We start from the raw sequence: 14,983 nt of genomic DNA on the forward strand, positions 1-14,983 counted from the left end.
TTGGGCGATCCCCGACCGCATCCGGTTTTTTTATTCAGGCGGCGTTTGACTGTAACATCTGGTGCCCGGTGTAAATTGCTGACTTTGGGTTCAGTAGTGTTGTATTATCAGCTACCCAACGTCGGCTCTTAATGGCCTCTTCAGCAGAGATTGACCTTTCTGCACTACAATACGGCATTCTAAAAAATGAGTTCAGTCGTGCCTAATCTAGTCGAAATCCGTGACCTACACTTCTCCTATGGCAAGCGGGCGATCCTGTCGGGCTTGAACATGGACTTCCCACGCGGGAAGGTGATCGCGGTCATGGGGGGCTCGGGCAGCGGCAAAACCACCGTGCTGCGCCTGGTCGGCGGCCAGCTGCGTCCGCGCAAAGGCCAGGTCACGGTGCAGGGCGAGGTGGTGCACAAGCTGAAGACCGCCGGCCTGTACCTGCTGCGCCGCAAGATGGGCATGCTGTTCCAGCACGGCGCCTTGTTTACCGACCTGACCGTATTCGAGAACGTCGCCTTCCCGCTGCGCGAGCACACCGACCTGCCGGAAGAGCTGATCCGCAATCTGGTGCTGATGAAGTTGCAGGCCGTGGGCCTGCGCAACGCCGCCAAGCTGAAGCCGGGCGAGATCTCCGGCGGCATGGCGCGCCGCGTGGCGCTGGCGCGCTCGATCGCGCTGGACCCGGAACTGATTATGTATGACGAGCCGTTCGCCGGCCTGGACCCGATCTCGATGGGCGTCACCGCCAATCTGATCCGCAACCTGAACACGGCGCTGGGCTCGACCACGATTCTGGTGTCGCACGACGTCAAGGAAAGCTTTGCCATCGCCGACTATGTTTATTTCCTGTCGCAGGGCAAGATTGTCGCGCACGGCACGCCGGCCGACATGATGGTCTCCACCGACCCGTATGTGAAGCAGTTTGTCCACGCGGAAGCGGACGGCCCGGTGCCGTTCCATTATCCAGGCAAGTCCCTGGCTGACGATCTGGGCCTGGGAGTGCAAGTATGAGTGTGAAAACCTGGTTATCCAACCTCGGCGCGCCGCTGCGCGACTATGTCGAGAGCATCGGTTATGGCGCGCGCGCCTTCGCCAATCTGCTGAGCGTGTCGCCCGGTCTGCTGAAGCGGCCGCGCCTGGTGGTCGAGCAACTGCATTTCATCGGCAACTACTCGATGCTGATCATCACCCTGTCCGGCCTGTTCGTCGGCATGGTGCTGGGTTTGCAGGGCTATACCACGCTGAATAAATACGGCGCCGAGCAGTCGCTGGGCGTACTGGTGGCACTGGGCCTGACCCGCGAACTGGGCCCGGTGATCACCGCGCTGCTGTTCGCCGGCCGCGCCGGCACCTCGCTGACCGCCGAAATCGGCCTGATGAAGGCCGGCGAGCAGTTGTCCGCCATGGAAATGATGGCCGTCAACCCGATCCAGCGCGTGCTGGCGCCGCGCTTCTGGGCCGGCGTGCTGGCGGTGCCGCTGCTGGCGTCGGTGTTCAGCGCGGTGGGCGTGCTGGGCGGCTGGCTGGTCGGCGTGCAACTGATCGGCGTCGATGACGGCGCGTTCTGGTCGCAGATGCAGGCCAGTGTCGACATCTGGAACGATATTTACAACGGCTTCATCAAGAGTGTGGTGTTTGGCATCGCGATCACCTTCATCGCCCTGTATCAAGGCTACGAAGCACAGCCGACGCCGGAAGACGTGGCGCGCGCCACCACCCGCACGGTCGTGATTTCGTCGCTGACGATCTGGTGGCTGGATTTCATGATGACGGCGCTGATGTTTAGCAAGTAATAAGAAAACAAGGAAGAATACAATGCAACGCAAATCTTTGGATGTCTGGGTCGGCCTGTTTATCGTTATCGGCGTGTGCGCGCTGATGTTCCTGGCGCTGAAAGTCGGCAGCATGAACTCGATCTCGTTCGGCAAGTCCTACGCCATCACCGCCAAGTTCGACAACATCGGCAGCCTGCGCCCGCAAGCGGCGGTCAAGGCCTCCGGCGTGGTGGTCGGCCGTGTGGGAGAGATCAAGTTTGATGACAAGACTTACCAGGCGCTGGTAACCTTGAACATGGAAGATGGCTATAAATTCCCGAAGGACAGCTCGGCCAAGATTCTGACCGCCGGTCTGCTGGGCGAACAGTACGTCGGCATTGAGGCCGGCGGCGATACCAACAATCTGGTGGCCGGCGACAAGATCGCCCGCACCCAATCGGCGGCGGTGCTGGAAGACCTGATCAATCAGTTCATCTACAGCAAGGCCGCAGACGGAAAGGACGACAAATGATCTCCAAACAATTGCGCCACGCAGCATTGGCACTGGGCGTCACGGTGCTGCTGGCCGGTTGCGCCGGCCCCAACCCGCGCGACCCTTACGAGGGCTACAACCGCGCCATGTTCAACTTCAACGACAAGGTCGACACCTATGCGCTGAAACCGGTGGCCACTGGCTACAAGAACGTCACCCCGCAGTTCGTGCAGACCGGCGTGAGCAACTTCTTCGGCAATCTGGGCGACGCCTGGACCTCGATCAACCAGTTTTTGCAAGGCAAGGGCGAAGCCGGCATGTCCGACCTCAGCCGCTTTGCGCTGAACTCGACGCTGGGCGTGCTGGGCCTGTTCGACATCGCGTCGGAAGCCGGCTTGCCGAAACATAAAGAAGACTTCGGCCAGACGCTGGGCGTGTGGGGCGTGCAGTCCGGCCCATACCTGGTGCTGCCGCTGATGGGCCCGTCCACGGTGCGCGACACCGTGGCGCTGCCGGCCGACATCGCCGGCGACATCTGGCGCTATAAAGACCCGACCTATGTGCGCAACATCGGCACCGGCGTGCGCATCATCGACACGCGCGCCGGCCTGCTGGACGCCTCGTCGCTGCTGGAGGACGCCGCGCTGGACCGCTACGAGTTCCTGCGCGACGGTTATTTGCAGCGCCGCGAGAGCCAGATCCACCCGGACGGCGACGGTGCGCCACGAAAAGTGCAAAAAGATGATACTGACGAAACTTCTGCGCCCGTGTCATCCGAACCGGCCGCAAAACAGTTAAACTCCGGCACACCACCGGCTGCGAATTGAACACCAGCCTGTGACCCGAAGAACCATTGATAAGGCATAGACAAGATGAACTTCATTCAAAAATTTGTTGCTCTGGCAACCGTGTCGCTGGCTTTCACCGGCGTTGCCGCCGCCCAGGAGGCGCCGGACGCGCTGGTCAAGCGCATCAGCGAAGATGTGATCAACACCGCCAAGGCCGACAAGGCCATCCAGGCCGGCGACACCAAAAAGGTGATCGACCTGGTGGAAACCAAGATTCTGCCGCACGTCGATTTTCAGCGCATGACCTCGCTGGCGGCCGGCCGCTTCTGGCGCCAGGCCACCCCTGAGCAGCAACAACAGCTGACCACCGAGTTCCGCAAGCTGCTGGTGTTCACCTACTCGGGCGCGCTGTCGCAGGTTAAAGACCAGACCATCGACTTCAAGCCGCTGCGCGCCGATCCGACCGACACCGACGTCGAAGTGCGTTCGCAGGTCAACATGCCGCGCGGCGAGCCGATTCCGCTGAACTACCGCGTCGCCAAGGGCCCGCAAGGCTGGAAGATCTACGATATCAACGTGCTGGGCGCCTGGCTGGTGGAAACCTACAAGGGCACCTTCGCTTCCGAGATCAGCAAGGGCGGCATCGACGGCCTGATCAAGGCGCTGGCGGACAAGAACCAGAAGCTGGCCAACAAGCCGCTGGCCACCAACGCACCTAAGAAGTAAGCCGACCTCATGTCCAACGCCGTTACCGAACCCATCGACGATCTGCAGTCGCTCACGTCCCTGACTGTGCTCAACGCCACCGCGGCGCTGGAGCGCGGCTATGCCGCCCTCAAGGCCGGCCAGACCGTGTTCGACCTGCGCCATGTGTTGACGGTGGATTCAGTGGCGGTGTCGGTCATGCTGTCGTGGCAGCGCGCGGCGCAGGACGCCGGCGTCCAGCTGCGACTGCAAAACCTGCCGCCGGCGCTGCAAAGCCTGACCAAGCTGTATGGCGTGTGCTCGCTGCTGTTCCCGGACCCGGCCGTCGCCGACAAGGCCGCCTTGACCGGCGCCGGCGATACCGCCGTCCACCATCCCCATTGACCTCCGCCCCACCCCGCCGCCTGTCGTAATTCCCCCGGTCCGGCTCGGACCGATTGAAATTCCAATATAATTGAACGTTGCCACAAACGCAGTGCTGCGGACCCCGCGGGACCGCCGCGCGCGCTGGCCCGGCCGCTGCAACCTTATAGATAAGTCAAGCATGACAGCAATCCAAATTAGCAATGTCGAAAAGCGCTACAAGTCGTTGCAGGCGCTCGGCGGTGTGTCCCTGAACATCGAGGAAGGCGAGTTTTTCGGCCTGCTCGGCCCCAACGGCGCCGGCAAGACCACGCTGATCTCCATCATTGCCGGCCTGATCCGGCCGGACGCCGGCACGGTCAAGATCCACGGCCACGACGTGGTCAGCGATTTCCGCGCGGCGCGCAAGAAGCTCGGCGTGGTGCCGCAGGAACTGGTGTTCGACCCGTTCTTCACGGTGCGCGAGACGCTGCGTCTGCAATCGGGCTACTTCGGCCTGAAAAACAACGACGCCTGGATCGACGAGGTGATGCACAACCTCAACCTGACCGACAAGGCCGACACCAATATGCGCGCGCTGTCGGGCGGCATGAAGCGCCGCGTGCTGGTGGCGCAGGCGCTGGTGCACAAGCCGCCGGTGATCGTGCTCGACGAGCCGACCGCCGGCGTCGACGTCGAACTGCGCCAGACGCTGTGGCAGTTCATCACGCGCCTGAACCGCGAAGGCCACACCGTGGTGCTGACCACCCACTATCTGGAAGAAGCCCAGGCCATGTGCAAGCGCGTGGCCATGCTCAAGCTGGGCCAGGTGGTGACGCTCGACAGCATGGCCTCGCTGGTCCGCCGCATCTCCGGCTCGCAGCTGATCGTCAACCTGACGCACGGCGACCTGCCGGACGACTTGCGCCCGCTGGTCACGCATCCGGAAACGACCGAGCACGGCAAGAAGTACAGCCTGCGCATCAATGAATACGCCGAAGTCGAGCAGATCCTGAAACGCCTGCGCGAGTCGGGCGCGGTGATCGACGAAATGCAACTGCAACAAGCGGATCTGGAAGATATCTTCTTGCAGATCATGGATAAGGGTACCGTATGAATTTCATCTCCGCCGGATTCCGCACGCTGGTCTACAAGGAGACGCTGCGCTTCTGGAAAGTGGCCACGCAGACCATCGCCGCGCCTATCCTTACCGCCATGCTGTACCTGATGATCTTCGGCCATGTGCTGGAGGGCCGCGTCACGGTCTACCAGGACGTCAACTACACCGCCTTCCTGATCCCCGGCCTGGTGATGATGAGCGTGCTGCAGAACGCCTTCGCCAACGCGTCGTCGTCGCTGATCCAGTCCAAGATCACCGGCAACCTGGTGTTCGTGCTGCTGACGCCTTTGTCGCACTGGGAGATTTTCTCGGCCTACGTGCTGGCCGCCATGGCGCGCGGCATCGCCGTCGGCCTGGGCGTGTTCCTGGTCACCACCTGGTTTGCGCACCTGTCGTTCGCCGCGCCGCTGTGGATCATCGTGTTCGCGCTGCTGGGCGCGGCCATCCTCGGCACCGTGGGCCTGATCGCCGGCATCTGGGCCGAGAAGTTCGATCAGCTGGCGGCGTTCCAGAATTTCCTGATCGTGCCGCTGACCTTCCTGGCCGGCGTGTTCTACTCGATCCACTCGCTGCCGCCGCTGTGGCAGGCGATCTCGCATCTGAATCCGTTCTTCTACATGATCGACGGCTTCCGTTACGGCTTCTTCGGCCAGTCCGACGTCAACCCGCTGGTGAGCCTGGCCATTGTGTCGGCCTTCCTGGTGGTGCTGGCGTTCCTGGCGATTCGTTTGCTGCGCAGCGGTTACAGGTTACGCCATTAAAGCCTGCGTCATTAATATTCAAGGATTCATCATGCCTACCACTCCAGAACTCATCCACGGCTACATCTTGGCCGGTCTCGAATGCACCCACCTCGAAGTGGACGGCGACGGCCAGCACTTCCAGGCGGTGATTGTGTCGCCGGCGTTCGCCGGCAAGCGCCCGATCCAGCGCCACCAGCTGGTGTACGCCGCGCTGGGCGACCGCATGCGCGAAGAGATTCACGCGCTGTCGATGAAAACCCTCACCCCTGAAGAATATCAAGGATAAGCATGGACAAGCTTCTGATTCAAGGCGGTAACCGCCTGCAAGGCGACATCATCATCTCCGGCGCGAAGAACGCGGCCTTGCCTATCCTGTGCGCGGGCCTGCTGACGGCCGGCGACGTTGAACTGTCCAACGTGCCGCACCTGCACGACGTGTCCACCATCCTCAAGCTGCTGGGCCAGACCGGCCTGAAAGTGACGCAGGACGGCGACAAGGTCACGCTGAACGGCAGCGCCATCGACAAGACCGAAGCGCCGTATGAGCTGGTGAAAACCATGCGCGCCTCGATCCTGGTGCTCGGTCCCCTGCTGGCGCGCTTCGGCACCGCCAAGGTGTCGCTGCCGGGCGGCTGCGCCATCGGCTCGCGTCCGGTGGACCAGCACATCAAGGGCCTGCAGGCGATGGGCGCCGACATCACCATCGAGGGCGGCTACATCTACGCCAAGTGCGCCAAGCTGAAAGGCGCGCGCATCGTCACCGACATGATCACCGTGACCGGCACCGAGAACCTGCTGATGGCCGCCACCCTGGCCGAAGGCGAGACCGTGCTGGAAAACGCCGCCTGCGAACCGGAAGTGACCGACCTGGCCAACCTGCTGGTGGCCATGGGCGCGAAGATCGACGGCATCGGCACCAACCGTCTGGTGATTCAGGGCGTGAGCGAACTGCATGGCGCCAAACACGCGGTGATTTCGGACCGCGTCGAGGCGGTGACCTTCCTGTGCGCGGTGGCCGCCGCCGGTGGCGATATCACCATCCGCAACACCCGCGTCGACATCATGGACGCGGCGCTGGACAAGCTGCGTGAGATCGGTGTGCAGCTGACGGTGGGCGACACCTGGATCCGCGCGCAGATGGACAAGCGTCCGCGCGCCGTGACCTTCCGCACCACTGAATATCCGGGTTTCGCGACCGATATGCAGGCGCAGTTCATGGCGGTGAACACCATCGCCGATGGCGCTAGCCGCGTGACCGAAACCATTTTTGAAAACCGCTTCATGCACGTCCAGGAGATGAACCGTCTGGGCGCGCAAATTGAAACCGATGGCAACACCGCCTTTATCAAAGGCGTGGAACAGCTGGTCGGCGCGCCTGTGATGGCGACCGACCTGCGTGCATCCGCTTCGCTGGTGATCGCCGGCCTGGCCGCGCGCGGTGAAACGCTGGTCGACCGCATCTATCACCTGGACCGCGGCTATGATCAGATGGAAGTCAAACTCTCCGCCGTAGGCGCCAACATCCAGCGTATTAAATAAAGCCATGACCGCATTCCAAGCCGACTCCCAGCAGCTGATTCTGGCGCTGTCGAAGGGCCGCATTTTCGAGGACACCCTGCCGTTGCTGGAAGCAGCCGGCATCACCGTCACCGAGAATCCGGAAACCTCGCGCAAGCTGATCCTGCCGACCAACGATCCCAATGTGCGCGTGCTGATCGTGCGCGCCACCGACGTGCCGACCTATGTGCAGCATGGCGCGGCGGACTTCGGCGTGGCCGGCAAGGATGTGCTGCTGGAGCACGGCGGCGAAGGACTGTACCAGCCGATCGACCTGCATATCGCCGAGTGCCGCATGTCGGTCGCGGTGCGCAATGGCTTTGATTACGACACCGCCGTGCGTCAGGGCGCGCGTCTGCGCGTGGCCACCAAGTTCGTCGAAACCGCGCGCGCGCACTTCGCCAAGAAAGGCGTGCACGTCGATCTGATCAAGCTGTATGGCTCGATGGAGCTGGCACCGCTGGTCGGCCTGTCGGACGCCATCGTCGACGTGGTCAGCACCGGCAACACGCTGCGCGCCAACGATCTGAAAGAGGTCGAGGCGATCATGGATATTTCGTCGCGCCTGATCGTCAATCAGGCCGCGCTGAAGATGAAACGCGAGCGCCTGCAACCGATTATCGAAGCATTTGAACGCGCATCCAAAAAATGATTACCAAGCTCGATTCCAGCCAGGCCGACTTCAAACAGCGTCTGGACACCCTGCTGGCCTTTGAAGCCAGCACCGATGACGCCATCGAATCCGCCGTCGGCAAGATCCTCGCCGACGTCAAGGCGCGCGGCGATGCCGCCGTCCTTGAATACACCAACAAATTCGATCGCCTGCAAAATGGTCCGAATGGCGTCGCCACCAGCATGGCCGCGCTGGACGTCTCGCAGGAAGAACTGCACGCCGCGTTGGCCGCCATCCCTGCAGCCCAGCGCAAGGCGCTGGAAGTGGCGGCGGAACGCGTGCGCGTGTTCCACGAGCGCCAGAAGCAGGAACTGAACGGCTTCACCTACACCGAACCGGATGGCACGGTGCTGGGCCAGCGCGTGACGCCGCTGGACCGGGTGGGCATCTACGTCCCCGGCGGCAAGGCGGCCTACCCGTCGTCGGTGCTGATGAACGCGATTCCGGCGCACGTCGCCGGCGTCGAAGAAATCATCATGGTGGTGCCAACGCCGGATGGCGTGAAGAACCAGATGGTGCTGGCCGCCGCCGCCATCGCCGGCGTCACCCGCGTGATCACCATCGGCGGTGCGCAGGCGGTGGCCGCGCTGGCCTACGGCACCGAAACGATACAAGCGGTCGACAAGATCGTCGGCCCGGGCAACGCCTACGTGGCCTCGGCCAAGCGCCGCGTGTTCGGCGTGGTCGGCATCGACATGATCGCCGGCCCGTCGGAAATCCTGATCGTCGCCGACGGCACCACCGATCCGGACTGGATCGCCATGGACCTGTTCTCGCAAGCGGAGCACGACGAGCTGGCGCAAGCCATCCTGCTGTGCCCAGACGCCGGCTACATCGCCAAGGTCGAAGCCAGCATCGCCAAGCTGCTGCCGACGATGCCGCGCGCGGAAGTGATCCGCACCTCGCTGGGTGATCGCGGCGCGCTGGTCAAGGTGCGCGACATGGACGAAGCCTGCGCCATCGCCAACAGCATCGCCGCCGAGCACCTGGAAATCTCCGCCGTCGAGCCGCAGCAATGGGCCGACAAAATCCGCCACGCCGGCGCCATGTTCCTCGGCCGCTTCTCGTCCGAGTCGCTGGGCGACTACTGCTGCGGCCCGAACCACGTGTTGCCGACCTCGCGCACCGCGCGCTTCTCGTCGCCGCTGGGCGTGTACGATTTCCAGAAACGCTCGTCGATCATTCACGTCAGCGAAGCCGGCGCGCAAACGCTGGGCAAGGTCGCCGCCGAACTAGCGTATGGCGAAGGCTTGCAGGCGCACGCCCGCAGCGCGGAGCTGCGCCTGAAATGACGGAGACGTGGCTCAATCAGGTCTTTTGCGAGGATGCGCTGGCCGGTCTGGCGCGCATCCCGGATGGTTCCATCGATCTGATTCTGACCGATCCGCCGTATAACCTCGGCAAGGACTACGGCAATGCCTCGGACCAGCAGACGGTAGACGACTACCTGCTGTGGACCGAGCAATGGATAGACGCGGCCCTGCCCAAGCTGAAACCGAACGGCAGCTTATACATTTTCCTCACCTGGCGCTTTTCGCCGGAGATTTTCGTCATGCTGAAAAAGCGCATGACGATGATGAACGAGATTATCTGGGACCGCCGCGTGCCGTCGATGGGCGGCAGCGTGCGCAGTTTCTCGTCGGTGCACGACACCATCGGCTTCTTCGTGCGCCGCAAGGATTACTACTTCGATCTGGACGCGGTGCGCATTCCGTATGACGCCGAAACCAAGAAGGCCCGCTCGCGCGCCATCTTCATCGGCGCCAAGTGGCTGGAAGTGGGCTACAACCCCAAGGATTTGTGGAGCGTGTCGCGTCTGCACCGGGAGCATCCCGAACGCGCCGACCATCCGACGCAAAAGCCGCTGGAGATCATCGAGCGCATGGTCAAGGCCTCGTGCCCGCCGGATGGCGTGGTGCTGGACCTGTTCATGGGCAGCGGCACGACGGCGGTGGCGGCCAAGCGTTGCGGCCGCAATTATGTCGGCTTCGAGCTGAATCCCGAATACTGCGCCATCATCAATCAACGGCTGGCGGCGCCCGAGACCCCCATCAAGAAATCACGAAGTTTAGTCAACTCATAGGAGCCCAAGTAAGATGTCCCCCATCGACACGCTGGTCAACAGCACCATCCGTCCCGACGTCCGAGCCGTAGCAAGCTACCACGTCGCCGACGCGAGCGGTTTCATTAAACTGGATGCGATGGAGAACCCTTACCACCTGCCGCATCACTTGCGCGAGGACCTCGCCCAGCGGCTGGCCGATGTGGCGCTGAACCGCTATCCGGTGGCCTCTTACGCCAGCATCAAGCGGCGCATCAACGACAAGCTGGGTGTGCCGGCCGGGTATGACGTCATCCTCGGCAACGGCTCGGATGAACTGATCTCGATCCTGTGCATGGCCTGCGCCATGCAGGACCGCCGCGCCACCGTGGTGGCGCCGACGCCGTCGTTCGTCATGTACCAGCGTTCGGCGCAATTCGCCGGCATGGACTACGTCGGCGTGCCGCTCAAGGCCGACATGACGCTGGACCTGCCGGCCATGCTGGCGGCGATCCGCGAGCACAAGCCGGCGCTGGTGTTCCTGTCCTACCCGAACAACCCGACCGGCAACCTGTTCGCCGAAGACGACATCGTCGCCATCATCCAGGCGCTCGACGGTTTCGGCCTGGCCGTGGTGGACGAGGCCTATGAGCCGTTCGCGCAGCAAACCTTGATGCGCCGCCTGCCGGAATTCAATAATCTGGTGGTGATGCGCACCGTGTCGAAGCTCGGCCTGGCCGGTATTCGCCTCGGCTACATGGCGGCGGCGCCGCGATTGCTGATCGAATTCGATAAAGTGCGGCCTCCTTACAACATCAACGTACTGACGCAGGTTGCGGCCGAATTCGCGCTCGACCATGTGGAGGTGCTGAACCAGCAGGCGGCCGCGTTGCGCGCCGCACGCGCCGATCTGACGGCTGCATTGGCCCGTATCCCGGGTGTGGAAGTTTTTCCGTCGGCGGCAAATTTTATCTTGATTCGCGTGTCGAATTCCGACGATGTCCACGCGAAACTACTAGCCCACAAGGTTTTAATTAAAAATGTGAGTAAAATGCACAGTGTGCTGGCTAATTGCCTGCGCATTACTGTCAGTACTCCGGAAGAAAATTCCGCCTTCCTCGATGCGTTCACCGCATCGCTGGCAGCCTGAGACCATCGCGAGCTTTTCATGAACCGCACCGCAGAAATCATTCGTAATACCAACGAGACGCAAGTCCGCGTTTCCATCAACCTGGACGGCACCGGCAAGCAGAAGCTGAACACCGGTGTGCCTTTCCTCGACCATATGCTGGACCAGATCGCCCGTCACGGCCTGTTCGACCTCGAAGTCGAAGCCACCGGCGACATCCATATCGACAACCACCACACGGTGGAAGACGTCGGCATCACGCTGGGCATGGCGGTGGCCAAGGCCATCGGCGACCGCAAGGGCATCGTCCGCTACGGCCATTCGTATGTGCCGCTGGACGAGGCGCTGTCGCGCGTCGTGCTGGACTTCTCGGGCCGTCCCGGCATCGAGTACCACATCCCGTTCACGCGCGCGATGATCGGCACCTTCGACGTGGACCTGACGCTGGAATTCTTCCGCGGCTTCGTCAACCACGCGCTGGTGACGCTGCACATCGATAACCTGCGCGGCACCAACGCCCACCACCAGTGCGAGACCGTGTTCAAGGCCTTCGGCCGCGCGCTGCGCATGGCGTCGGAACTCGATCCGCGCGCCGCCGGCACCATCCCGTCGACCAAGGGCACCCTCTAAACCACATCATGAAAAAAATCGTAGTAGTTGATTACGGCATGGGTAATCTGCGTTCGGTCGCGCAAGCGCTGCGCGCCGTGGCGCCGGACGCCAATGTGCTGATCTCCGGCGAAGTGGCCGATATCGCAAGCGCCGACCGCATCGTGCTGCCCGGCCAGGGCGCCATGCCGGACTGCATGCGCAGCCTGCGCGAGTCCGGCGTGCAGGAGGCCTTGCTTGCGGCCTCCCGTAACAAGCCGCTGATGGGGGTGTGCATCGGCGAGCAAATGCTGTTTGATGTCAGCGAGGAAGGCAACGCCGCCGGCCTGGGTCTGCTGCCCGGCAAAGTGGTGCGCTTCCAGCTCGACGGCCAGCTGCAGGAAGACGGTTCGCGCTTCAAGGTGCCGCAAATGGGCTGGAACCAAGTGCGGCAAACGGCGTCTCATCCGATGTGGCAGGATATTCCGGACCATGCGTATTTCTACTTCGTGCACAGCTATTTCGCCCAGCCGGAGCAGGCCGCGCATACCGTCGGTCAAACTGTCTACGGTGCGCCGTTCAGTTGCGCCGTCGCGCGTGATAATATTTTTGCGACCCAGTTCCATCCGGAGAAAAGCGCCGCGGCCGGACTGCAGTTGTACAAAAATTTTGTTCACTGGAACCCTTGATTTCTTTTTATCTCTAACTTAAACCATCATGCTGCTCATTCCTGCCATCGACCTCAAAGACGGTCACTGCGTTCGCTTGAAACAAGGCGATATGGAACTCGCCACCGTATTCTCCGAAGATCCGGCCGAGATGGCCCTGCATTGGCTGAAGCAAGGCGCGCGTCGCCTGCACCTGGTCGATCTGAACGGCGCCTTCGCCGGCAAGCCGAAGAACGAAGGCGCGGTCAAGGCCATCCTGAAAGTGGTGCAGGAATACGCTGAAGAAAACGACCTCGACGAAATTCCGGTGCAACTGGGCGGCGGCATCCGCGACCTCGACACCATCGAGCGTTATCTGGACGCCGGCATCACCTACGTCATCATCGGCACCGCCGCCGTGAAAGAGCCGGGCTTCCTGCACGACGCCTGCGGCGCCTTCCCCGGCCACATCATCGTCGGCCTGGACGCCAAGGACGGCAAGGTCGCCACCGACGGCTGGAGCAAGATGTCCGGCCACGAAGTCATCGACCTGGCCAAGAAATTCGAGGCCTACGGCGTGGAATCGATCATCTACACCGACATCGGCCGCGACGGCATGATGGGCGGCGTGAATATCGACGCCACCGTCAAGCTGGCGCAAGCGGTGAAGATTCCGGTGATCGCCTCGGGCGGCCTGCACAACCTGGCCGACGTCGAAGCGCTGTGCGCGGTGCAGGACGAAGGCATCGAGGGCGTGATCTGCGGCCGTTCGATTTACGAAGGCACGATCGACCTGGCCTCGGCGCAACTGCGCGCCGATGAGCTCAGCGGTGACCTGATCGAAGAAGAAGACGAAGGTTAAGAGTACATTCCATGTTAGCTAAACGCATCATCCCTTGCCTGGACGTGACCGATGGCCGCGTCGTCAAAGGCGTCAACTTCACCGAGCTGCGCGACGCCGGCGACCCGGTGGAAATCGCCCGCCGCTACGACGAGCAGGGCGCCGATGAGCTGACCTTCCTCGACATCACCGCCACCAGCGACAATCGCGGTCTGATCCTCGACATCATCGAGGCCGTGGCCTCACAGGTGTTCATTCCGCTGACCGTGGGCGGCGGCGTGCGCGAGGTGGCCGATGTGCGCCGCCTGCTGAACGCCGGCGCCGACAAGGTCAGCATGAATTCGTCGGCGGTGTCGAATCCACAGCTGGTGTACGAAGCGTCGCAGAAACACGGCTCGCAGTGCATCGTGGTGGCGATCGACGCCAAGCAAACCTCGCCCGGCAAGTGGGAGGTGTTCACGCATGGCGGCCGCAAGGCCACCGGCATCGACGCCATCGAATGGGCGAAAAAAATGGAACAGCTGGGCGCCGGCGAAATCCTGCTGACCAGCATGGACAAGGACGGCACCAAGTCCGGCTTCGACCTGGGCCTGACGCGCGGCGTGTCCGACGCGGTCGGCATTCCGGTGATCGCCTCCGGCGGTGTTGGCGGGCTGCAGGACCTGGCCGACGGCGTCAAGCTGGGCAAGGCGGACGCGGTGCTGGCCGCCAGCATCTTCCACTTCGGCCAATATTCGGTGCAGCAGGCCAAGCGCTTCATGGCGCAGCAGGGCATCCCGATGCGTCTGGATGGGGTGGCGGCATGAACGCGCCGATCCAACCGAAAGCCGCCTGGCTGAAAAAAGTGAAATGGGACGAGCACGGCCTGGTGCCGGTGATCGCCCAGGAAGCCGTCACCAACGACGTGCTGATGTTCGCCTGGATGAACCGCGAGGCGCTGGCCAAGACGGTCGAACTGGGCGAGGCCGTCTACTGGAGCCGCTCGCGCAAGAAGCTGTGGCACAAGGGCGAGGAGTCCGGCCATGTGCAGAAGGTGCTGGAAGTGCGCCTGGACTGTGACGAGGATGTGGTGCTGCTGAAAATTGAGCAGGCCGGCGGCATTGCCTGCCACACCGGCCGTCACTCCTGCTTCTTCCAGAAGTTCGATGGCGACGCGCAGGAAGGCGACTGGCAGAACACCGAGCCGGTCCTGAAAGACCCCTCCGACATCTACAAAGGCAAGTAAGCATGAGCACCATCCTGGACCGTCTGGCGGACGTGATCGAATCGCGCAAGCCGGCCAACGGCGGCGACCCCGCCACCTCCTACACCGCCAAGCTGCTGGCCAAGGGCGACGACGCCATCCTCAAGAAAATCGGCGAGGAAGCCACCGAGACCGTGATGGCCGCCAAGGATGCCCGCGCCGGCGGCGACAGCGGCAAGGTGCTGTACGAAGTGGCCGACTTGTGGTTCCATACGCTGGTGCTGCTGGCCCAGTTCGACCTGAAGCCGCAGCAAGTGCTCGATGAGCTGGCGCGCCGCGAAGGCGTGTCCGGCATCGAGGAAAAAGCGTCCCGCAAAGAATAAACGGA

20 protein-coding genes are annotated in these 14,983 nt (G+C 62.6%); all 20 read left to right on the forward strand.

Annotation, left to right across the window (positions count from 1 at the left end):
* Positions 1–198 precede the first annotated feature (198 nt).
* The 20 genes from GTP44_RS01645 to GTP44_RS01740 all read left to right on the forward strand — a co-directional run bounded on the left by GTP44_RS01645 (position 199) and on the right by GTP44_RS01740 (position 14,978).
* Complete coding sequence (locus tag GTP44_RS01645) at positions 199–1,002, forward strand: ABC transporter ATP-binding protein (protein WP_160988318.1); 804 nt, start codon at positions 199–201, stop codon at positions 1,000–1,002.
* Positions 999–1,784 carry a lipid asymmetry maintenance ABC transporter permease subunit MlaE gene (gene mlaE / locus GTP44_RS01650; protein ID WP_160988317.1) on the forward strand — a complete coding sequence of 262 codons (786 nt, stop codon included), beginning with the start codon at positions 999–1,001 and terminating at the stop codon, positions 1,782–1,784. Before GTP44_RS01645 ends, mlaE begins: the two co-directional genes overlap by 4 nt.
* A 22-nt stretch (positions 1,785–1,806) precedes the next feature.
* A complete protein-coding gene (gene mlaD / locus GTP44_RS01655) occupies positions 1,807–2,277 on the forward strand; it encodes an outer membrane lipid asymmetry maintenance protein MlaD (RefSeq protein ID WP_160988316.1) in 471 nt (156 codons plus the stop codon).
* Entirely contained in the window at positions 2,274–3,065 is a 792-nt protein-coding gene (locus tag GTP44_RS01660; RefSeq protein WP_160988315.1) for an MlaA family lipoprotein, read from the forward strand. The genes mlaD and GTP44_RS01660 overlap by 4 nt, the downstream gene beginning before the upstream one ends.
* Before the next feature lie 45 nt (positions 3,066–3,110).
* Positions 3,111–3,752, forward strand: coding sequence for an MlaC/ttg2D family ABC transporter substrate-binding protein (locus GTP44_RS01665; RefSeq protein WP_160988314.1), 642 nt, complete (start codon positions 3,111–3,113; stop codon positions 3,750–3,752).
* Positions 3,753–3,761: 9 nt separating this feature from the next.
* Positions 3,762–4,115: an STAS domain-containing protein gene (locus GTP44_RS01670; protein ID WP_161018045.1), complete on the forward strand. Its 354-nt coding sequence runs from the start codon at positions 3,762–3,764 to the stop codon at positions 4,113–4,115.
* Between the two features lie 160 nt (positions 4,116–4,275).
* Entirely contained in the window at positions 4,276–5,190 is a 915-nt protein-coding gene (locus GTP44_RS01675) for an ABC transporter ATP-binding protein (protein WP_160988312.1), read from the forward strand.
* Positions 5,187–5,954 (forward strand): ABC transporter permease, encoded by a 768-nt coding sequence (locus GTP44_RS01680; protein ID WP_161018046.1) that lies wholly within the window; start codon positions 5,187–5,189, stop codon positions 5,952–5,954. The genes GTP44_RS01675 and GTP44_RS01680 overlap by 4 nt, the downstream gene beginning before the upstream one ends.
* 31 nt (positions 5,955–5,985) lie before the next feature.
* The gene (locus GTP44_RS01685) at positions 5,986–6,222 is read left to right on the forward strand and encodes a BolA family protein (protein ID WP_160988310.1); all 237 of its coding nucleotides are present in this window, start codon (positions 5,986–5,988) and stop codon (positions 6,220–6,222) included.
* Positions 6,223–6,224: 2 nt separating this feature from the next.
* On the forward strand, positions 6,225–7,475 hold the full coding sequence (gene murA / locus GTP44_RS01690; protein WP_161018047.1) for a UDP-N-acetylglucosamine 1-carboxyvinyltransferase: 1,251 nt from the start codon (positions 6,225–6,227) through the stop codon (positions 7,473–7,475).
* Positions 7,476–7,479: 4 nt separating this feature from the next.
* Complete coding sequence (hisG, locus tag GTP44_RS01695; protein WP_160988308.1) at positions 7,480–8,145, forward strand: ATP phosphoribosyltransferase; 666 nt, start codon at positions 7,480–7,482, stop codon at positions 8,143–8,145.
* Entirely contained in the window at positions 8,142–9,458 is a 1,317-nt protein-coding gene (gene hisD, locus GTP44_RS01700; protein WP_202412600.1) for a histidinol dehydrogenase, read from the forward strand. Before hisG ends, hisD begins: the two co-directional genes overlap by 4 nt.
* Positions 9,455–10,249 (forward strand): DNA-methyltransferase, encoded by a 795-nt coding sequence (locus GTP44_RS01705; protein ID WP_161018048.1) that lies wholly within the window; start codon positions 9,455–9,457, stop codon positions 10,247–10,249. The genes hisD and GTP44_RS01705 overlap by 4 nt, the downstream gene beginning before the upstream one ends.
* Before the next feature lie 13 nt (positions 10,250–10,262).
* A complete protein-coding gene (gene hisC, locus GTP44_RS01710) occupies positions 10,263–11,357 on the forward strand; it encodes a histidinol-phosphate transaminase (protein ID WP_161018049.1) in 1,095 nt (364 codons plus the stop codon).
* Positions 11,358–11,375: 18 nt separating this feature from the next.
* A complete protein-coding gene (hisB, locus tag GTP44_RS01715) occupies positions 11,376–11,966 on the forward strand; it encodes an imidazoleglycerol-phosphate dehydratase HisB (protein WP_092280997.1) in 591 nt (196 codons plus the stop codon).
* A gap of 8 nt (positions 11,967–11,974) precedes the next feature.
* Complete coding sequence (gene hisH / locus GTP44_RS01720; protein ID WP_160988305.1) at positions 11,975–12,613, forward strand: imidazole glycerol phosphate synthase subunit HisH; 639 nt, start codon at positions 11,975–11,977, stop codon at positions 12,611–12,613.
* 28 nt (positions 12,614–12,641) lie between these two features.
* Positions 12,642–13,433 carry a 1-(5-phosphoribosyl)-5-[(5-phosphoribosylamino)methylideneamino]imidazole-4-carboxamide isomerase gene (gene hisA, locus GTP44_RS01725; protein ID WP_160988304.1) on the forward strand — a complete coding sequence of 264 codons (792 nt, stop codon included), beginning with the start codon at positions 12,642–12,644 and terminating at the stop codon, positions 13,431–13,433.
* Positions 13,434–13,444: 11 nt separating this feature from the next.
* Positions 13,445–14,218, forward strand: a complete 774-nt coding sequence (hisF, locus tag GTP44_RS01730; RefSeq protein WP_160988303.1) for an imidazole glycerol phosphate synthase subunit HisF — start codon at positions 13,445–13,447, stop codon at positions 14,216–14,218.
* On the forward strand, positions 14,215–14,637 hold the full coding sequence (gene hisI, locus GTP44_RS01735; protein ID WP_160988302.1) for a phosphoribosyl-AMP cyclohydrolase: 423 nt from the start codon (positions 14,215–14,217) through the stop codon (positions 14,635–14,637). The genes hisF and hisI overlap by 4 nt, the downstream gene beginning before the upstream one ends.
* Positions 14,638–14,639: 2 nt before the next feature.
* Complete coding sequence (locus GTP44_RS01740) at positions 14,640–14,978, forward strand: phosphoribosyl-ATP diphosphatase (RefSeq protein ID WP_160988301.1); 339 nt, start codon at positions 14,640–14,642, stop codon at positions 14,976–14,978.
* Positions 14,979–14,983 lie beyond the last annotated feature (5 nt).

It is taken from the genome of Duganella lactea (genome assembly GCF_009857505.1).
In the GTDB taxonomy this organism is placed as follows: domain Bacteria; phylum Pseudomonadota; class Gammaproteobacteria; order Burkholderiales; family Burkholderiaceae_D; genus Rugamonas; species Rugamonas lactea.